This window comes from Bacillus jepli, assembly GCF_047238305.1.
Lineage (GTDB): Bacteria > Bacillota > Bacilli > Bacillales > Bacillaceae_L > Ferdinandcohnia.
Window position 1 is genome coordinate 2,990,587 of sequence record NZ_JBDFMO010000001.1, and the last position, 19,708, is coordinate 3,010,294.

A 19,708-nucleotide genomic window follows, 5' to 3' on the forward strand; every position below is an offset into this window, starting at 1 on the left:
CTCGTTGATGGATGAACCTTTTGTAAAAGCAAAAGCAATACTTACTACTTTACATAAAAATGGCTATGAAGCTTATTTTGTCGGGGGTTCAGTCCGTGATTATCTTTTACAACGACCGATTGGTGATATCGATATTGCAACTTCTGCACGCCCAGAGCAAATTATGGCTATATTTCCAAAAACCATTGATGTTGGTGCTGTTCATGGAACAGTAATAGTTTTACATAATGATGAACAATATGAAGTGACAACATTTCGAACAGAGGAGGGGTATGATGACTACCGGAGACCTTCTCATGTTGAATTTGTCACTTCCCTTCACGAGGACTTAAAAAGAAGAGATTTTACAATGAACGCAATTGCGATGACGATTGATGGAAACATTATCGATCCTTTCGAAGGAAAGAAAGCAATTGAAGAGAAACGAATTCAAACTGTAGGTGACCCTAACGATCGTTTTTTTGAAGATGCGCTTAGGATGATGAGGGCTGTTCGATTTTCAAGCCAATTGTCCTTTTTATTATGTAAGGAAACGGAGTCAGCCATCAAGGAGAATGCTCCTTTATTAAAAAAGATTTCAGTTGAGCGAATTACGATAGAATTTGAAAAATTACTTAGAGGCCAGAGTTGCCAAGAATCTATTCCGATCTTAGTTAATACTAATTTGTTTCACTATTTACCAGACTTTACGGATGAAATTCAAAGTTTAGAACGTTTTTCCTTATATAAATGGAATCAACTTCAAGAAAGAGCTGAATATTGGACGCTTGTTTGTTGTTTATTGGAAAAAGACGATTTAAAAGCATTTTTACGACAATGGAAATTGCCGAATAAAATAATTGAACAGGTTGTAAAAAATAGCACCTTTCTGAAAAAAGTCCTTCAAACAGGCTGGAGCAAACGTCTATTATACGATTGTGGGGCAGAATGTATGCAACAGATAGAGCGCGTATTAGAAGTTTTAGGGTTTCATCAAGAAGTGTCACCATTTCAGGAATTTAATAAATTGCCCATTAAACAACGTTCCGAGCTAGATATTACGGGTGAAGATCTTTTACTCTGGTACAAACAAAAACCAGGTAAATGGGTAGCAGATCTTTTTGAAATAGTTGAAAATGGAATTCTGGAATATAAAGTTGAAAATAACAAGGAAAAGATAAAGGAGTGGCTTCTATCGTGCGATCAGAAATAAGAAAGAAATTGTTAGAAGTCTTCTCTAGTGCCAACGGGGAGTTTATTTCTGGACAAAAACTAAGCGAGCAACTTGGGTGCTCGCGTACAGCCGTATGGAAGCATGTTGAAGATTTACGAAATGAAGGATATGAATTAGAGGCCGTTCGAAAACTGGGTTATCGTATTATAACGAAGCCAGATAAAATTAGTGGCAATGAAATTCAGCTAGGCCTTGAAACTACAAGTTTAGGGCGAAATATTCATTTTGAGGAATCGGTAACCTCTACCCAGCAAATTGCCCATAAATTAGCGTATGAAGGTGCTGTCGAAGGTACACTTGTTGTAGCAGAAGAACAGACAATTGGACGCGGCAGATTAGATCGGGCATGGTATTCCCCTAAACATACCGGAGTCTGGATGAGTATGATTTTAAGACCACAAATACCACCATCAAAAGCGCCGCAATTAACTTTATTAGCAGCAGTGGGTGTCGTCCAAGCAATCCAGGAAGTGACAGGTTTGGAGCCAGATATAAAATGGCCCAATGATATTTTAATTCACCAAAAAAAACTTGTAGGCATTTTAACAGAGCTTCAAGCTGAAACAGATCGAATTAATTCAGTCATTATTGGTATTGGAATTAACGTGAATCAAGAATTGAGTCAATTTCCTGAGAATCTACATACCATTGCGAGTTCACTAGCGATTGAAAAAGGCGAGAAAATTGACCGTGCCAAATTAATTCAGGTGATTTTATTAAAAATTGAAAAGTTGTATAAGGAGTATTTACAGCATGGCTTCAAAGTTGTCAAGCTTTTATGGGAAAGCTATGCGACAAGTATAGGAAAGCAGATCATTGCTAGAACTCTATCAGGCTCGATTGAAGGAAAAGCGATTGGCATCAATGAGGAAGGTGTTTTACTCCTTGAGGATGCAGCAGGGATGGTTCATCATATCTATTCGGCTGATATCGAACTCCCTAAAAAATAAAGTGTAGAAAAGAATGTGAATTTTATATATAATTCAAAGTAATGGGTGGTATCCGTTTTGGAACTACACCAAGCTTTTACTTTTAACAATGCAATACACAATTGTATTCTGCCTTGATCCAATGGACTGGGACAGAGGGATGAAATTTACCGAACTTATTCATGTTTAATCCTTCTTTCTCTATTTGAAAGAAGGATTTTTTACTTTATTTACGCAAAAGACTACCACGAATCGGTCTTTTCATCTCCTCTTTTTAGGAAACCTCAAGGGATTCTTGAGCAAGGCGCCATTAAAGAAGGGTTGTTTACTTTCTAAAAGCCAAAAGGAGGAAAAATGATGAAACAAACAACAGAATTTTTGAAAATGAAACAAAGGAAAGAGCCAATTGTTATGTTGACAGCTTATGATTATCCATCTGCTAAGCTTGCAGAAGAAGCCGAAGTGGATATGATCCTTGTCGGTGATTCATTAGGGATGGTTGTATTAGGCTATGATTCTACTATTCCAGTAACAGTAGATGATATGATTCATCATACGAAGGCCGTAAAACGTGGGGCAAAGGATACATTTATTGTAACGGATATGCCATTTATGTCTTATCATGTTTCGCGTGCTGAAACGTTGAAAAATGCAGCACGAATTATTCAAGAATCAGGAGCCCATGCTGTTAAAGTTGAGGGAGCAAAGGACGTTATCTATACGATTTCAGCTTTAACAGAAGCAGGAATTCCTGTCGTTGCACATCTTGGCTTAACACCACAGGCAGTAGGAGTATTAGGTGGCTATAAGGTGCAAGGAAAAGATGCAGAAAGTGCAAGACAGTTAATTGAGGATGCAAAAAAAGTCGAGGAAGCAGGAGCTCTTGCAATAGTCTTAGAATGTGTACCGAAACAATTAGGTGAAGAAGTGACAAACAGCGTTTCAATTCCTACAATTGGTATTGGTGCTGGAAACCAAACGGACGGTCAAGTTCTTGTATTTCACGATGTGATTTCATATGGGGTTGATCGTGTTCCTAAGTTTGTAAAACAATATGCTTCAGTGAATGAACCAATCTTACGAGGACTCTTAAATTATGTGGATGAGGTAAAAACACGCTCATTCCCAGAAGAAAAAAATACGTTCACAATGAAAGAAGAAGAGCTTGCTAATCTTTACGGGGGAAAATAAACATGAAAGTCATCACATCAATCAAGGAAATGCAGCAATATATGAAGTCATTAAAGCAAGAGGGAAAAACAATTGGATTCGTACCAACAATGGGGTATCTTCATGAAGGACATTTAACCTTAATAAATAAGGCAAGAAGTGAAAATGATGTGCTAGCAGTGAGTATATTTGTGAATCCACTTCAATTCGGTCCAAATGAGGATTTTGATTCCTATCCACGTGATTTTGAAAGAGATAGCAAATTGGCAGAGAACAGTGGTGTGGATGTTCTCTTTCATCCGAGTACTGAAGAAATGTATCCAACAAAAATGTCTCTTACAGCAGTCGTTCATTCAAGAATCAATGTATTATGCGGCAGGCAGCGTAATGGCCATTTTGACGGAGTTGCTACGGTTCTTGTTAAATTATTTAATATCGTACAGCCAGACCGAGCATATTTTGGCCTAAAAGACGCTCAGCAGGTCTCCGTCGTTGATGGATTGATTACAGACTTTAATTTTCCGATAACTCTTGTACCAGTGGAAATTGTTCGTGAAGAGGATGGGCTTGCGAAAAGTTCTAGGAATATTAATTTAACTGCACAAGAGAGGTTAGAAGCACCAAGACTATTTGAAAGTCTTCAAATGGCTAAACGAGAGATTAATAAGGGACAACGTAATCCGAAGGTGATTGAAGAATTAATAATAAAACATATTACAGCACATACATCAGGGGTTATCGATTATGTTGAATTGTATCGTTATCCTGAGCTTGAAGAACTTTCTGAACTAAAGGGAAGAATCATAATTGCGCTAGCTGTCAAGTTTACAAAAGCCAGACTTATTGATAATATTACTTTTGATATATAAATATTTATCATTTTTTATGGAAATCTAAAAGAAGATCCAAGGGGGAGCATCATGTTCCGTACAATGATGAACGCAAAAATACACAGAGCACGTGTTACAGAAGCAAACTTAAACTATGTGGGTAGTATTACCATTGATGAGGATATATTAGATGCAGTAGGGATGGTCGCTAATGAAAAAGTTCAAATTGTAAATAATAATAACGGGGCTCGACTTGAAACGTATATTATCCCTGGTGAAAGAGGAAGCGGTGTATTTTGTTTAAACGGTGCTGCCGCTCGTCTTGTCCAAGAGGGCGATGTCATAATTGTCATCTCATATGCAATTGTACCTGAGGAAAAAGTAGAAACTCATAAGCCGAGGGTAGCGATTATGAACGAAAACAATCAAATTAAAGAATTAATCTTTGAAGAACCAGCTGCAACTGTACTATAAACGGTTATACGCCCCCAATTTGGGGGCGTTTGTGTTAGGAGGTGGCACTAATGAAAAAACGCTTTGTCGTTGTAGACCTAGAAACAACTGGTAACTCTCCAAAAAAAGGTGATAAAATCATACAGTTTGCAGCGGTCGTGATTGAAGATGGAGAAATCGTTGAAAGATTTGCAACCTTCGTCAATCCGAAACAAGACATACCGGTTTTTATTGAGCAATTTACTGGTATTTCTAATGAAGTGGTAGCAAATGCACCTGATTTTTCAATTGTTGCGCCAGAAATAATTTCATTGTTTCAGGATTCCTATTTTGTAGCTCATAATGTCCCTTTTGATTATTCGTTCTTGCAGATAGAATTAGCACAGTGTGGGTTTGAAAATTTTCATTGTCTCACCATTGATACGGTTGAACTATCAAGAGTCATGCTTCCTTTAGCAGACAGCTATAAACTAGGGCAACTTGCTGAGTCTCTATCATTAACCCATGAAAACCCTCATCAAGCCGATAGTGATGCTGAAGTAACTGCTGAAATTCTTTTGAAAATTTTACATAAAATCGAACGATTACCACTTGTTACGGTTCAAAAGCTATATTCACTTTCAACCTCTTTTAAAAGTGATATTCGCGAAATTTTAAGTCAAATTCTAAATGGAAAATCAAATTATGCGGTAAAGGATACGAAATTCGATCTTTATCGTGGTCTTGCACTTCATAAAATCACGAAACAAAAAGAGAAACGAAAACAAAAAAGCTATACATATACGGAGATATTTCACTCTGTGATTAATGACTTTCCATTTCGTCAAGGCCAGCTAGAAATGGTACAAACGATACACCATGCGATGGAAACGAACCAGCATGCCATGATTGAAGCAGGTACAGGGATAGGCAAATCAATCGCATATTTGCTACCAGCGATCTATATTTCAAAAGTGAAGGGACGTTGTCTGATAAGTACGAATACTCTCCAGCTGCAACATCAGCTTTTAGAAAAAGATATGGTCAAATTGCGAGAAATCCTTTCTTTTGATTTTGAAGCTGCACTCTTAAAAGGAAGAGGGAATTACCTCTCTTTGAGAAAGTTTGAACAAATTCTATATGAGAATACAGATAATTATGACGAAGTGCTAACAAAAGCACAAATTTTAGTATGGTTAACAGAAACGGAAACAGGGGATATTGACGAAATTAATTTACCGTCAGGTGGCAAGCTATTATGGGAGCGAGTGAAATGTACAGTCGAACATCCTGGATTTGAAGATCCAATCTGGGAATCAAGGTGTTTTTATCAAAAGGCAAGGAAAGCGGCTGAAAAAGCAGATATCGTGATTACAAATCACGCTTTTCTGTTGCAGGATTTAGATAATCATTTTGAATTTCTTCCAACATATGATTATTTAATCCTGGATGAAGCCCATCATTTCGAAGCTTTGGCAAAACGACAGCTTGGCTATCATATTCATTATTTATCGATCCATTCCGTCCTCATGAGAATTGGACTGCTTGAGACAAATGATTTGCTTGCAAAATCGTCGAAACTCATGGAAAGAAATGGATTTGATATAGATTCATTTTTGCGTGTAAATCAACTCATCAAGGATATAAAAGTAACAGCTAATGATTTCTTTCGGATGATACGCAGTCATGTTTTAATGAAACAGCAAGAAGAAAATGAAAAGAAACGGATTCAATATATTTTTCATCCTATACAGGAATATGGTGAATATTGGCAAGAAGCAATTGAGCAATTAACAAAGCTAAACATATTAAAAAAAGAACTTATAAATAAAGTCAACTATCAAAAACAGCAGATCATCCAAAATAAGTCGTTATTTACACCATTACAACTTGGGTTATTTAATGATTATATATTGACTATCGATTTATTAATGGAGAAGTGCTCCATAATTGAAGACATTATGAATGTCAATCAGAATCAGCTCACTTGGATTGAAATCGATCCAAAAGGTCCTGTCAACTCAGCAGCCCTACAAGTAGAACCGACAGACATCTCAGATTTTTTAGCTGATCAATTTTTTACTTTTAAGAAAAGTGTGGTCATGACTTCAGCAACATTAACGGTAGATGATTCGTTTACCTATATGATTGAAAAACTTGGCTTGGTTGATTTTCACCCTATTACATTATCAATACCATCACCATTTGATTTTGAGCGTCAGGCAGCACTGATGGTACCAACAGACCTGCCACTAATCAATTCTGTTTCCCAGAATGAGTTTGTTGATTCAATTTCAGATCAGATTTCTAAAATAGCGACTAAAACAAATGGTCGAATGCTTGTATTATTTACATCTTATGAAATGCTACAAAAAACATACTTGAATTTAAAAGATAGGGAACAACTCGAACAGTTTGTATTAATCGCCCAAAGTATAAGTGGTGGGAGTCGCGCAAAATTAACGAAGAATTTTCAAGCCTTTGATAAGGCTATTCTTCTTGGAACGAGTAGTTTTTGGGAAGGTGTGGATATTCCTGGAGAGGATTTAAGCGCACTTGTTATCGTTAGACTTCCGTTTGCACCACCAAATGATCCGATGTACACTGCTCGTGCCAGGGAGATTGAAGAAAAGGGAGGAGACACCTTTAGAGACCTCTCATTACCGGATGCTATCATACGTTTTAAACAAGGCGTAGGTAGGCTAATCCGATCTGAAAAGGATAAAGGGGTTATTTTTATTCTGGATCGCAGAATTGTCTCAACAAAGTATGGACAAAAATTTCTAACATCAATTCCAAAGATGAAATTTTTCCATAAACCACTTCCTGAGCTATTAGAGCATATAGACGAATGGCTTTAAAAAAAAGACCTGTCAAAAGACAGGTAAAGGCATGGGATTGGAGTTGATTTTTTTTGAAATCAAATACGCCTTGGCGTATTTGCGCCCGATTTTTAGGCCCAAAGGAAGTGGGTCATAAAGACGTTGCCACAGGATGTGGCGGTTTTAGTCTTTAATCTTACTGCTCGAATAATTTCCTTTGAAAAATCGTGGCATCCGCCGGAGGCTGTTTTTTTCAGTCGGGAAATATCCCGAAGTGAAAAAAACTGTATTGTGAATGGTAATACACCTGTTATAATGATGTAAGGCAATAAAATGTAAGACAACTTCAACTGTAATGTTGTAGTACTACTATTGTTGCCTGATGCGTGAAACGTATGAGTAGTAAAATTTGTGATGAATGAAGGGAGAGCTCTTGCTTGGAAAGTAAGATAGAAGTTCTATCGACCGTTAAAATTCAAAATACTCCTGATTTATATAAAATTGTTGATTTGTTAAATCGTACATTGAAGCATGAAGATCTCATGTTTGGTCTTGCACTTGATCGAGATGATCAAAATAAAGCAGTTTTTACAATTTATCGTACGTAAAGTAGTGAATAAAATATGAAAAAATGGATCATTGGTATACTTGTCGTTCTCCTTGTCTTTATTATTTGGAAAGGAGTTAACATTTATCAATCGGCTCTTGAGCCATTAAATGAAGCTGAAACAAAAGGAAATAAAATCGCACTTGAGAAGACGCAAATTGAAACAATAGATGATAGTTATACATATCTTGGAACAAAAGCTTATCAAGTTGTCATCGGTAAAAATGATGAAGGTGAAGCAATGATAGCTTGGATTCCGCTGAAAAAAGGGGAAATCGTTACACGCTTTAAACGCGAAGGGATTACAGAAAAAGAAGCACTAGCTATTTTAAAAAGTGATCGAAATCCACAAGAAATTCGCTCCGTTAAGCTAGGACTCGAAGATAATATTCCAATATGGGAAATTATTTATATCGGTAGTGATGATCGTTTGACCTACCATAAACTGTATTTTGAAAATGGTAAATATCGCAATTCAATTAAACCATAATATGTGGAAGGGGATTACCATGAAATTAGCAAAAAGAGTAGCAGCCTTAACACCTTCATCAACATTAGCTATTACAGCAAAAGCAAAAGAATTAAAAGCAGCGGGTCATGATGTAATTGGACTTGGTGCTGGTGAGCCAGATTTTAATACACCAGATTATATCATCGAGGCAGCAGTAAATGCCATGAGAGAAGGGCATACTAAATATACACCTTCGGCAGGATTACCTGCTTTAAAACAAGCGATTTGTAAAAAGTTTTTAACTGACCAACAATTAGAATATAAGCCAAATGAAGTGATAGTTGGTTCGGGTGCAAAGTTTGTATTATATGCCCTATTCCAAGTCCTTCTTGATAAAGATGATGAAGTTATTATTCCAACACCTTACTGGGTAAGCTATCCTGAGCAAGTTAAGCTTGCAGAAGGTGTACCCGTATATGTAGAAGGTAAAGAGGAAAATCAATTTAAAGTGACAGTAGACCAGCTTGAAGCGGCAATTACTGATAAAACAGTTGCCTTAATCTTAAATTCACCTAGTAACCCAACTGGTATGCTTTATTCGAAAGAAGAACTACAAGCTATTGGTGAATTATGTGTGAAGCATAATATTTGGATTGTTTCAGATGAAATTTATGAAAAACTTGTTTATTTTGGGGCTACACATACATCAATTGCGCAGGTTAGTGAAGAAGTGAAGGCAAAGACGATTATCATCAATGGTCTTTCTAAATCACATTCAATGACAGGTTGGAGAATCGGTTATGCAGCAGGTCCACAGGGAATTATTAAATGTATGACAGATCTTTCGAGTCATAGCATTTCAAATCCAACATCTATTGCACAATATGCAGCACTCGCTGCTTATGAAGGCAATCAAGAACCGGTTGAAACAATGAGACAGGCATTTGAACAGCGATTAGATGTGATTTATGATAAATTGGTAAGCATACCTGGAATTTCATGTATTAAGCCACAAGGAGCATTTTATCTATTTCCGAATGCGAAAAAGTGTGCTGAATTGACAGGTTATAATGATGTAGATGATTTTGCGAAGGCATTATTAGAGGAAGCACTCGTTGCAGTTGTTCCAGGATCAGGTTTTGGTTCACCAGATAATATGCGCTTATCTTATGCAACATCATTAGACCTATTAGAGGAAGCGATCAAACGTATTCATACATTTGTTGAAGAAAAAATGTAATAACGTGATAAATGGGGACGATTCGGTTTGGTTCTTTCAACCAAAGGACCGTCCCCATGGTAATTCTTGATTCATGAACTTAACAAATGTATAATGAAGTAGGTAAATTAGGTATATATACATAAGGTTTACGGTTTTGGAGGGACAATTGTGAAAATAACTATTTCAGAGGTTAATAAATATGTGGGTGAAGAGGTTACAATCGGTGCTTGGTTAGCAAATAAACGCTCAAGCGGAAAGATTGCCTTTTTACAGCTTCGAGATGGGACAGGCTTTATCCAGGGAGTCGTTGTAAAAGCAGAAGTGGATGAAGATGTTTTCCAGAAAGCAAAATCAATCACTCAAGAAACATCTCTATATGTAACTGGTGTTGTAAGAGAAGATGAAAGATCACCGTTCGGTTATGAACTAACAGTCACTAATGTAGAAGTGATTCATGAGGCTGTTGATTATCCAATTACACCTAAAGAGCATGGGACAGAATTTTTAATGGACCACCGTCATTTATGGCTTCGCTCAAAACGACAACATGCCGTTATGAAAATTCGTAATGAAATTATACGTGCAACTTATGAGTTTTTCAATGAACGTGGATTTGCAAAGGTTGATCCGCCTATTTTAACAGGAAGTGCACCTGAAGGAACAACTGAGCTTTTCGCTACAAAATACTTTGATGAAGATGCATATCTATCTCAAAGTGGACAACTTTATATGGAAGCGGCAGCTATGGCTTTAGGAAAAGTGTTCTCTTTCGGTCCAACATTCCGTGCTGAAAAATCAAAAACAAGACGTCATTTAATTGAGTTTTGGATGATTGAGCCGGAAATGGCTTTTACTGAGCATGAAGAAAGCCTAAAAGTTCAAGAAGAATATGTTTCACATATTGTGCAATCTGTCTTGAAAAATTGCCAACTTGAACTAAAAACCTTAGGGCGAGATACATCTAAGCTAGAACAGATAAAAGCACCATTCCCTCGCATTTCTTATGATGAGGCAATTGAGTTTTTACATGAAAAAGGCTTTGATGATATTAAGTGGGGCGATGATTTCGGGGCTCCACATGAAACGGCTATTGCAGAAAGTTATGATAAACCAGTGTTTATTACAAATTATCCGAAGGCGATTAAGCCATTCTATATGCAGCCAGCACCTGACCGTGACGATGTTGTTTTATGCGCAGACTTAATTGCTCCTGAAGGCTACGGTGAAATCATTGGTGGTTCTGAGAGAATTCATGATTATGACCTATTAAAACAACAGCTTGAAGCGCATGGTTTAACAAGTGGTGCCTATGAGTGGTATTTGGAATTGCGTAAATATGGTTCTGTTCCACATTCTGGCTTTGGATTAGGGCTAGAAAGAACAGTAGCATGGATTAGTGGCGTTGAGCATGTACGTGAAACGATCCCATTCCCACGTCTGCTAAACCGTCTATATCCATAATTAAACAACATTAAGGGACCTTCAAAATAGAAGGTTCCTTTTATTTTGGACAAATATCCAAACCAAATATTTCTTTCTTAACCCTACTTTAAGGTCTCATGTTATACTAGGTTATGAAGAGGTGTTTATACATGAAAATGGATAAATTAGTTGATTTATTCGAACAAGGCAATATATCAATTCCGAAAATGTTAATGTCCTCGTATCGACATCTACAATTAAACGAAGAGGAAATGATGGTCTTATTCCACATCCTAACCTATATGGACAGTGGAAATTTCTTTCCTACACCAATTGAAATCTCGAACCGCATGACAATTACAGAAGAAAAATGCATGGAAATCCTACGTCAGCTTATTCAACGTGGATATTTAGAAATAAATGAAGGCAATGACGAAAATCGTGTCATCTACGAAAAATACTCAATGCGACCATTATGGGAGAAAATGCTTCAATATCTCGTACAGCAGAACATGGACGAAGAAAAAGAATTGGATAAACAGCATGAAATGGACCTTTATAGCATTTTTGAACAAGAATTTGGACGACCACTTTCTCCTTTTGAATGTGAATCATTAGCGATGTGGCTCGACCAAGACCACCACGATCCTTCCATCATAAAAGCAGCGTTACGTGAAGCTGTCATGTCTGGTAAGCTTAATTTCCGTTATATTGATCGAATCCTATTTGAATGGAAAAAGAATGGCATCCGTACAATTACACAAGCCCAAAACCATTCACAAAAGTTTCGTCAATATCAACATAAGCAAAAACAAACGGATCAAACGCAACAAGGAAACTATAAGCGTACAATCCCGTTTTATAATTGGTTAGAAAGCTAACGAATATATAAGTTAAAGTATATAAGGTGATATATTATGTTAAACAAACAACAAATTCGATTTTGTCTAGACACAATGGGGGAGATGTTCCCAGATGCTCATTGTGAGTTAAACCATAGGAATCCGTTTGAATTGGTGATTGCTGTTTCATTATCTGCCCAATGTACAGACGCATTGGTAAATAAAGTAACGGCATCCCTTTTTGAAAAATACAAAACCCCTGAGGACTATTTAGCAGTTTCTCTAGAAGAACTTCAAAATGATATTCGTTCTATTGGACTCTATCGAAACAAGGCAAAAAACATACGTAAGCTATGTCAAATGTTGCTAGAAGACTATGGTGGTATCCTTCCACAAGACCGTGATGAATTAACAAAGTTCCCCGGAGTTGGTAGAAAGACGGCCAATGTTGTTGTCTCCGTTGCATTCGGTATTCCGGCGATTGCAGTTGATACACATGTGGAAAGAGTTAGCAAAAGACTTGGGTTTTGTAGATGGAAGGACTCTGTTTTAGAGGTTGAAAAGACATTAATGAATAAGGTTCCTAAGGAAGAATGGTCTGCAACCCATCATAGGATGATTTTTTTCGGAAGATACCATTGTAAGGCACAGAATCCCCAATGTGAAATTTGTCCACTCCTTGAGGTTTGTCGAGAAGGCAAAAAGCGTATGAAGGGGAAAGACAAGATTGGATAATGAAAAAATCATTGCGGATATAACTGAAAAGTGGACTGCTCGGAAAGAACATTTAACGAATCTTTTTCGCAACAGGGAAAAATCAGCAGTAAAAGAGCCAATGGATGAAACTCTTGATGCTTTTTTAACCTTTTTATTCGTAATGAATGGAAAGAAGAGACCTCCGGATAAAGAAATCCTTCAAAATGGCCTTAAAGACTTGGATTATAAACCAATTAATCTTGATGAGCGTCTTTCATTTATTTTAAAAAAGCCGAGTCAATATCACTCATTTGTTCAATTAAATGAACTTTATCATGAATTATTAAAACTTTATGCCAAAACGAAAATACGTAAGCATAAAAAATAACGCACAGTTATGATCTGTGCGTTATTTTTATTCCTATTCTCGGTCTCCGTTTGTAGGTGGGAGTGGAGGGAAGATTGGTACTCCACCGTCACCTTCTCCGCTTCCTTCACCATCACCACCAGTATCGCCATCGTTTTCGCCACCATTTCCATTTCCATTTCCTGGATTAGTAGGAGGTAGTGGGATTTCGATTTCTTCTTCAGGTGGTTCTGGAACTTCTATCGTTGTCGAAGTAGGGTCGCTGCGCTTTTCAGAATTTTCATCATTCACAGCTGCTACACTAAACTTGTATATTGCCCCTGGGATCGCATCAGGAACCGTATAGGTTAATTCTTTGGTCGTTGTAAGAACTTTTGCAGGTCCTTCGTCAATTGAAACACTAACTTCAAAGCTATTTCCTTCCATTTCTCCTTCTGCATAAGCCCATGTTAAATTAAGTTGATTTGTAACTTGGTCATACATTACATCAAGATTTGATGGTGGATTTAGCTTATCATATTTATCTGACACCTCAGTCGGTTCTGTACCTTTAATGAAATATTCATAGACAATTTCATCTTTTGGCGTAAATTCACTTGGAAGTTTCGCAGGATTAGATCCTTTTTCCACTCCGACCTTAACGACTGTTTTCGGCATTACGAAATCCTCTGCTTCTTTACCTTCAGAAAGGTTGGTGATGATGTCTCTAAATAGTTTTAGTGCTAAGCCTTGATCAGCAGGCATGATTGCGTTTTTGTTACTTCTATAACCTGTCCAAATGGAAACCGTATAGCTTGGAGTGTAACCACTATACCATATATCTGGAACACCACCAGCAGGAATATTATAGTCTTTAATATTTTTTGCGGTGTAGTTTGTTGTACCCGTTTTGCCGGCAATTTGCAATCCAGAAACATCATATCTTCGTCCAGAACCAAAGTCCATAACTGATTTTAGCATGTCTGTAATCATGAAAGCTGTTGCTTCAGACATTGCTGTCTCAGGTTCTGGTGCAAGGTCAACTTCTCGATTATCTGGAAAGACAATCTTAGTAACTGCATGTGGTTTAATAAAGTTTCCTTGGTTACCGAAAGTTGCGTAGGCACCAGCCATTTCAAGAGGGGAGATACCTCCTAACATTCCGCCGATTGCATATGCTTCATTAATTCGTTCTTCAAATGTAATGCCAAGGTTGTTTGCAAATTCCGTAGCCTTTGTAACGCCAACCTCTTGGAATGCCTTGAGTGCTGGAATGTTCCTTGAATGGGCTAAAGCAACTCTTGCTGTAATTTGCCCCATATATTTTCTGTCGAAGTTGTTTATAGGTTTTTTATCTGAATAGGTGTATGGCTCATCCTTTATCTGATGGTAGGTTGACCATTTTAAATACTCAATTGCAGGACCGTAGTCCAAAATAGGCTTGATTGTTGAGCCAGGTTGGTTGGAGTTATCAAGTGCAAAATTAACACGTGTATTTTGTGCTTGATTTCTTCCGCCACCTAATGCTCTAATTTCACCTGTTTTCGTATCTACTATTGCAATTCCAGCTTGAAATTGCTCATCTGGAAATTGAATATCTGGATTTTCATTTGCCAATAATGAATCAACATGTGCTTGTGCTTCAGGATCAAAAGTTGTGTAAATTTTCACGCCAGCATTATACACATCAATATCGCCATATTCTTTAAGCTCATTTTTTACTTGGTCCATAAAAGAATCGATAGGATGTGACTGTTCTTTTGATTCTACAATTGATGATTCAATTGGAATTTTTTTTGCAGCATCTGCTTTTTCTTTCGTAATAAATTCATGCCTAACCATGAGATTTAACACGATATTTCTTCGCTTTTCTGCATTCTCAGGATGAACAAATGGGTTATAGATTCCTGGATTTTGTCCAAGCCCTGCTATAAATGCAGATTCGTGAAGCTCGAGTTCATCCAGTGGCTTTCCAAAGTATAATTCTGCGGCTTTTGCAACACCATATGTGTTTCCAACACCGTAGTAAATTTTGTTTAAATACATTTCAAGAATTTCATCTTTTGAATATTTGCGTTCTAATTGAAATGCAAGCCATAGCTCCTGTGCTTTTCTTTTGAGCTTTTTCTCACCCTCAACGAAAAAGGAATTCTTAATAACCTGTTGTGAAATAGTACTAGCACCCTCTGCACCAAATCCTTCAGTGAGATTGGCAACAACAGCTCCACCAAGACGTATCACATCTAAACCGTGGTGTTCATAGAATCGGGCATCCTCAACCGCTAATACAGCATTTTTCAAATCATCAGGTATTTGATCTAGAGGCACGTATGTTCGTTTTTCTGCCCCGAATTCATAAATTTTATTGCCATTCATATCATATACCCTAGATGAAAGTGGATCCTTTAGGAGGGATTCATCTAATTCTGGAGCACCGCTTGCCATCACGAAAAATGTTGTGGCGCCTGCTACCATACCGATAATTCCAATTAATAGGATAATTAATAAGATTCGTTTAAAAATCGAGCCTTTAGATTTTTTTCGCTTTTTTTTCTTTTGATTTGCATGTCGACGCTCTTCACGTGATTGATATTTTTCAGACATACTTGTTTCCTGCCTTTCAAAATGCTTTCCTATAATATGACGTATGAGAGGAAAGATTTGTTTCATTCCTGGCGTAATTGCTGTTCTTTCTAGTTAAAATAAAGCTTGTCAATAACTTTAACATAATCAATTCTTGGACGATAACCAATAGCTAAATGATGACCAAACGTTTCGATTTCTTGTTTCGTAATCGATTTTCTACCGCCTTCTAATTTTCGTTTCCAAAAGGTCAAAAGGTGTTTTGCTTCAAGGAAATAGATTTCATCTAACGTTGTAAAACGTAAGATCACAAAACAAATTCCATCCTGTTTTAAACAATCAGACATATGCTTAATTTGATGCTCGTGAAAATTTTGGAGCGGGAAAGAGGTTTTATTTTTCGTTTCCTTCGCTTCAAAATCAATATAACGGCCTTTGTAAATGCCATTGTAGTCGGTTGTTGACGCTAGCTTAAAATATGCCTCCTTAATGACGGCAGCACTTCTTTGTGGGTAATCTACGTTTACAATTTGAACAGGTGTTGGTTTTTTATGGACAACGGCGATTTCCTGTTCCAAATAAAATTGATTGGTTTCATTTAGATCCTCTTCTAATGTCATCCCACGATTTCCATAGATTCTTTGCTTGAGATGTGGCTTGTTTTTTACCTGCTGGGGCTTATATACTTTTCCATTTGGATAACGAAATTCCATTCTCCCATCCCCCTTAAGACACCTATTATACCAAAAAAATTTGGTAAATAGTTTAACGAAATTTAAACAGTTGGGTTAAGGTCAATAGAATTACAATCACTATACCATACTATTCGTCTGAAAATATACTTTTGGGGGCGTGGAGCTCTAAGGGATGGGGCACACTATACTGTAAGAGGTGTGCATGCATGAATGAGATTGCAGAAATTGAAAAAAAGGTTAATGAACGAAGAATGCAAGATTTTCAATTAACGATAGAAGAAAAAGAACTTTTATATAAAATAAATGAAAAAACGGCAAAAGGAAATCTTGACAATATCTCGAGGACCAAAAGTTACGCAAGCTACTATCGAAGACATAATGAGATAAGATGGTCCTTTTTAGCAAGTCAAGTATCTCGAAATGCTGGTTGGAACATGACGGATCTTGAAGGAGAGTGGTTTCCTAAGATATTCAGTAAAAAAGAGCGGAAATTTCTGTTCCATACATATGAACGAGCGAATTGGCTTATTTTTTCCGATGCGTACCCACAACTCTTAGTTTACGAATATTCAAATCAATTAGGTAAACCTTACTTTCACTTGCTCAAATATTTTTCTGTATCTCGATTTATTGAAGTTGAATGGGAATATTACTGGAGGCATCGAGAAGGAAACCGTTTAGTAACCGCCCAAATCATTAATGAACAAAACATCATCCAAAAGCCAGTTATCGAGCATCCGTTTTATAGGAAAAGGGTTTTTCAACGCCTTTTTTATAATCTTCAAGATTTTTTTCACTTTAGTTCTGTCATTTTTCCAACACTTGAAGGAAGGTTATACGGTTTCTCTGTTCATCAATTCACAAAATTAGATGCACGAATTGAACTTGGTAAAAAGCTTGCATCCTTGTTATTTCACAACAGGTATTATGAGCAATTCCTCAGATTTTCTAATAAGGTAGAGCACACAGGGTCAAGATTTGATTATGAGCAATATGTTTCGGAAAGAAGATTTCGTAATACTCCATTTTTACGCACTACTTATCCGATTATTAGGCATAAACAAGATAAAATAGTTGATTGGTATAAAGGTAAAAGGAATGAAAAATGGTTTTACGAAGTTGAGTTAAATGACGAAGTTGAGCTTACAAATTGGTTTCTAAAAAAGCAAAAGCAGATGAAACTTGGGATATTAATAGAGGATTTACTAGGAAAAAACAAAGGCTGAACTTTTCAGCCTTTGTATGTATATTATGTGGATGGCCGATCAGGTCCTTCCAGTTTTTTGTCTCCATAACCAGGTGCTTTCTCTTCATTACGTACTTGTTTGTTTTTCTTTTTATTTTGCTTTGCCATAGAATCTTCACCTCCTACAGGTAGTGTGAGCATCTTTCGGGGAAACCATTCTTAAAATGTATGAATCCCTTGTCGAAAACAGGGATAAACAATGGGAGAATTCCACTTTCTTTGACGAATGCAAACTAGTTTTGTCAAGCGTGCAGGAGGAAAATAATTCACATCGAATTTACTTTAAAAAGAGTTCGTATAGGAGAGTGGATATGTTGAAGGATGAACTTACGAAAAAAGGACATGTTCTTGAAAGTATTGATCAATTGATTTCTACGTTAAACAAAATTGATATGCAAATTCAGACAGAGGTAGGGAAGCATTTACATGAAGAAGGAAGTCAGAATATTTATCATATGAAGCAGATTGAAAATGATATAACCTCATTGCGTAATGAGTATCACAATCAAAAGGGTGGGCGAGTATCAGAAACCGATAAGGAGCATTCCTATCACTTAACATTAAGCTACTAAAACGGTATGATAGATGTTGAGGTGAGACAATGTATACAGATTTACTCGCAAAAACAAATATGCTAAAGGATCTCTGTGATCAATCGCTTAAACGATTAGAGGATATTAAAGAAAGTGAATCATATGAGGTAGATTTTTATAAAGAAGTAAAGCCTTTTGTCGATGATACAATGGCAATAGCGGACAATTGGAGAGAGTTGGCAATTTTCTGGATTAACAAAGAATTTCCTAAAAACCTTCATCCCAATCAGATTGATGCGACCCATGAAAACATCCAACATATCACTATCCAAAGCTTTTACCAGGATACTAAAGTCAAACGCTTTAAAAATATGTACGAATCAATCCAGTACGTTCTTGATAACATCCTTGTGAAGGTGACAACTCCAAATTAAGTAAATACCTATTGTTAAAAGATACCCATACCTAAATGGTATCTTTTTTTATAGGGATGAACACCTAAGCCTGTTTTTACATAATCTATAGAAAACGAACATCACAGGAGGTTTGTTCCACATGTATCAATCTTTTGGCAGGAACAAAGCTTTAAGACCTTATGGTTATTCGTGGCCATTTTATGACCAGGCGACCTATCAACAATTTTATGGTGGAGACAATCAGGCCCAATGGAATCCCTATTATCCTCCTTCGTACATGCATTATAATATCAACAGTTATCCTGGATATTCATCATCTGGGTACCAAACACCCCAAACACCATATCCAACACCCTATCCAATTGGGATGGAGCAGTTGCAGAAAAAAGGGGGAGGGACCATCCTCAATCAATTTAAGAAAGATGATGGTACCTACGACATCAATAAAATGATGGACACAGCGGGTCAAATGGTCGGTACGATAAACCAAGTTAATTCAATTGTAAAAGGGTTAACGAAAGCATTTAAGGTTTAGAAGATAAACAAAAAGAAAGCTGTCATAAGGATTTCAGCTTTCTTTTTTACATAAGTTATGGTTTCTTCTTTTGTTCATTATATTGTTTTGCTAAAAGCTGTAATGCTTCATTATACGATAATCCAGAATTCGCATTAAGACGCTTTACTTCCTCGACGTCTGTATTTGAATATTGCTTAGTACTAAATCCTTTTACCATCCGTTCCACCTTTTCTAAAGCAATTCATATACTTCGTTTAATTGATTTACACGTGTAAAATCCTTTTCATCCATTGCATAATTGATTTCATCAGGAAGGATCTTGTTCAAAAATTCGATTTCTTCCTCATCCAAATCCCTAACCAAAGCTTCCTCAGAGCGGTATTGATTATTTACCAATTTTGTTAATATAGCGCGACTTATGTTATTTTCATCTCCATAATTTGAAATAGATTCTACTAAATAGCCTAGCGTTTTGTCCATAGTTAATCCCCGTTTCGTTTTAGGATTCTTCGAAAAATGAGGAAAATTCCTCATCATCTGATTCAGATTCTTTATAATAGGGGTTTTCTTCCGTTGAGTTTTTTGGATCTAGATTCGTTTTTATCACAAGAATGGGCTCATCACTAGCTTCTGCAATAAAACGGTCATTCAGTTCTTTAAAATCAGGTAAATTTTGATTGCCTAACTTCTTCTCCACTATTACACCTCCTAGCCATATGATGCTAATCTTCCATCG

Annotated in this window: 23 protein-coding genes; 17 read left to right on the forward strand and 6 right to left on the reverse strand. The window is 36.7% G+C overall.

Annotated elements, in window-relative coordinates; all coding sequences use genetic code 11:
• Positions 1 to 7: 7 nt before the first annotated feature.
• From ABC371_RS15295 to ABC371_RS15355, 13 genes are all read left to right on the forward strand, one after another.
• Positions 8 to 1,192, forward strand: a complete 1,185-nt coding sequence (locus ABC371_RS15295) for a CCA tRNA nucleotidyltransferase (protein WP_412897565.1) — start codon at positions 8 to 10, stop codon at positions 1,190 to 1,192.
• Positions 1,177 to 2,163: a biotin--[acetyl-CoA-carboxylase] ligase gene (locus ABC371_RS15300; protein ID WP_412897566.1), complete on the forward strand. Its 987-nt coding sequence runs from the start codon at positions 1,177 to 1,179 to the stop codon at positions 2,161 to 2,163. Before ABC371_RS15295 ends, ABC371_RS15300 begins: the two co-directional genes overlap by 16 nt.
• Positions 2,164 to 2,499: 336 nt before the next feature.
• On the forward strand, positions 2,500 to 3,333 hold the full coding sequence (gene panB / locus ABC371_RS15305) for a 3-methyl-2-oxobutanoate hydroxymethyltransferase (RefSeq protein WP_412899367.1): 834 nt from the start codon (positions 2,500 to 2,502) through the stop codon (positions 3,331 to 3,333).
• Between the two features lie 2 nt (positions 3,334 to 3,335).
• Entirely contained in the window at positions 3,336 to 4,181 is an 846-nt protein-coding gene (panC, locus tag ABC371_RS15310) for a pantoate--beta-alanine ligase (RefSeq protein ID WP_412897567.1), read from the forward strand.
• Between the two features lie 51 nt (positions 4,182 to 4,232).
• On the forward strand, positions 4,233 to 4,616 hold the full coding sequence (panD, locus tag ABC371_RS15315; protein WP_412897568.1) for an aspartate 1-decarboxylase: 384 nt from the start codon (positions 4,233 to 4,235) through the stop codon (positions 4,614 to 4,616).
• Positions 4,617 to 4,666: 50 nt separating this feature from the next.
• Entirely contained in the window at positions 4,667 to 7,435 is a 2,769-nt protein-coding gene (gene dinG, locus ABC371_RS15320) for an ATP-dependent DNA helicase DinG (protein ID WP_412897569.1), read from the forward strand.
• 398 nt (positions 7,436 to 7,833) lie between these two features.
• A complete protein-coding gene (locus ABC371_RS15325; protein ID WP_116352338.1) occupies positions 7,834 to 8,004 on the forward strand; it encodes a YpmA family protein in 171 nt (56 codons plus the stop codon).
• Between the two features lie 15 nt (positions 8,005 to 8,019).
• Positions 8,020 to 8,493, forward strand: a complete 474-nt coding sequence (locus ABC371_RS15330) for a cell wall elongation regulator TseB-like domain-containing protein (protein ID WP_412897570.1) — start codon at positions 8,020 to 8,022, stop codon at positions 8,491 to 8,493.
• Between the two features lie 19 nt (positions 8,494 to 8,512).
• Positions 8,513 to 9,694, forward strand: a complete 1,182-nt coding sequence (locus tag ABC371_RS15335) for a pyridoxal phosphate-dependent aminotransferase (RefSeq protein WP_412897571.1) — start codon at positions 8,513 to 8,515, stop codon at positions 9,692 to 9,694.
• 150 nt (positions 9,695 to 9,844) lie between these two features.
• Entirely contained in the window at positions 9,845 to 11,137 is a 1,293-nt protein-coding gene (gene asnS / locus ABC371_RS15340; protein ID WP_412897572.1) for an asparagine--tRNA ligase, read from the forward strand.
• A gap of 131 nt (positions 11,138 to 11,268) precedes the next feature.
• On the forward strand, positions 11,269 to 11,979 hold the full coding sequence (locus ABC371_RS15345; protein ID WP_412897573.1) for a DnaD domain-containing protein: 711 nt from the start codon (positions 11,269 to 11,271) through the stop codon (positions 11,977 to 11,979).
• A 36-nt stretch (positions 11,980 to 12,015) separates the two neighbouring features.
• Entirely contained in the window at positions 12,016 to 12,675 is a 660-nt protein-coding gene (gene nth, locus ABC371_RS15350) for an endonuclease III (RefSeq protein WP_412897574.1), read from the forward strand.
• Complete coding sequence (locus tag ABC371_RS15355) at positions 12,668 to 13,024, forward strand: YpoC family protein (protein ID WP_412897575.1); 357 nt, start codon at positions 12,668 to 12,670, stop codon at positions 13,022 to 13,024. Before nth ends, ABC371_RS15355 begins: the two co-directional genes overlap by 8 nt.
• 33 nt (positions 13,025 to 13,057) lie before the next feature.
• Here the strand turns inward: ABC371_RS15355 and ABC371_RS15360 are convergent, their stop codons facing one another.
• On the reverse strand, positions 13,058 to 15,586 hold the full coding sequence (locus ABC371_RS15360; protein ID WP_412897576.1) for a PBP1A family penicillin-binding protein: 2,529 nt from the start codon (positions 15,584 to 15,586) through the stop codon (positions 13,058 to 13,060).
• Between the two features lie 89 nt (positions 15,587 to 15,675).
• The gene (recU, locus tag ABC371_RS15365) at positions 15,676 to 16,278 is read right to left on the reverse strand and encodes a Holliday junction resolvase RecU (RefSeq protein ID WP_412897577.1); all 603 of its coding nucleotides are present in this window, start codon (positions 16,276 to 16,278) and stop codon (positions 15,676 to 15,678) included.
• A gap of 188 nt (positions 16,279 to 16,466) precedes the next feature.
• Here recU and ABC371_RS15370 point away from each other — a divergent pair, with 188 nt between their 5' ends.
• Positions 16,467 to 17,486: a DUF2515 domain-containing protein gene (locus ABC371_RS15370; protein ID WP_412897578.1), complete on the forward strand. Its 1,020-nt coding sequence runs from the start codon at positions 16,467 to 16,469 to the stop codon at positions 17,484 to 17,486.
• 23 nt (positions 17,487 to 17,509) lie between these two features.
• On the opposite strand, the gene ABC371_RS24735 is transcribed toward ABC371_RS15370, so the two are convergent.
• Positions 17,510 to 17,614: a hypothetical protein gene (locus tag ABC371_RS24735; RefSeq protein ID WP_488192745.1), complete on the reverse strand. Its 105-nt coding sequence runs from the start codon at positions 17,612 to 17,614 to the stop codon at positions 17,510 to 17,512.
• Positions 17,615 to 17,817: 203 nt separating this feature from the next.
• Between ABC371_RS24735 and ABC371_RS15375 the strand changes: the two genes are divergently transcribed.
• From ABC371_RS15375 to ABC371_RS15385, 3 genes are all read left to right on the forward strand, one after another.
• Complete coding sequence (locus tag ABC371_RS15375) at positions 17,818 to 18,078, forward strand: hypothetical protein (protein WP_412897579.1); 261 nt, start codon at positions 17,818 to 17,820, stop codon at positions 18,076 to 18,078.
• A gap of 29 nt (positions 18,079 to 18,107) precedes the next feature.
• Positions 18,108 to 18,473, forward strand: a complete 366-nt coding sequence (locus ABC371_RS15380; protein ID WP_412897580.1) for a YppE family protein — start codon at positions 18,108 to 18,110, stop codon at positions 18,471 to 18,473.
• A gap of 121 nt (positions 18,474 to 18,594) precedes the next feature.
• On the forward strand, positions 18,595 to 18,990 hold the full coding sequence (locus ABC371_RS15385) for a YppG family protein (protein WP_412897581.1): 396 nt from the start codon (positions 18,595 to 18,597) through the stop codon (positions 18,988 to 18,990).
• 55 nt (positions 18,991 to 19,045) lie between these two features.
• Here the strand turns inward: ABC371_RS15385 and ABC371_RS15390 are convergent, their stop codons facing one another.
• Genes ABC371_RS15390 through ABC371_RS15400 form a run of 3 tightly spaced genes read right to left on the reverse strand, consistent with a single transcriptional unit; the run spans position 19,046 to position 19,669 of the window.
• A complete protein-coding gene (locus tag ABC371_RS15390; protein ID WP_412897582.1) occupies positions 19,046 to 19,189 on the reverse strand; it encodes a hypothetical protein in 144 nt (47 codons plus the stop codon).
• A 14-nt stretch (positions 19,190 to 19,203) separates the two neighbouring features.
• A complete protein-coding gene (locus ABC371_RS15395; RefSeq protein ID WP_412897583.1) occupies positions 19,204 to 19,452 on the reverse strand; it encodes a sporulation protein in 249 nt (82 codons plus the stop codon).
• Between the two features lie 19 nt (positions 19,453 to 19,471).
• Complete coding sequence (locus tag ABC371_RS15400; protein ID WP_136377983.1) at positions 19,472 to 19,669, reverse strand: hypothetical protein; 198 nt, start codon at positions 19,667 to 19,669, stop codon at positions 19,472 to 19,474.
• Between the last annotated feature and the right edge of the window lie 39 nt (positions 19,670 to 19,708).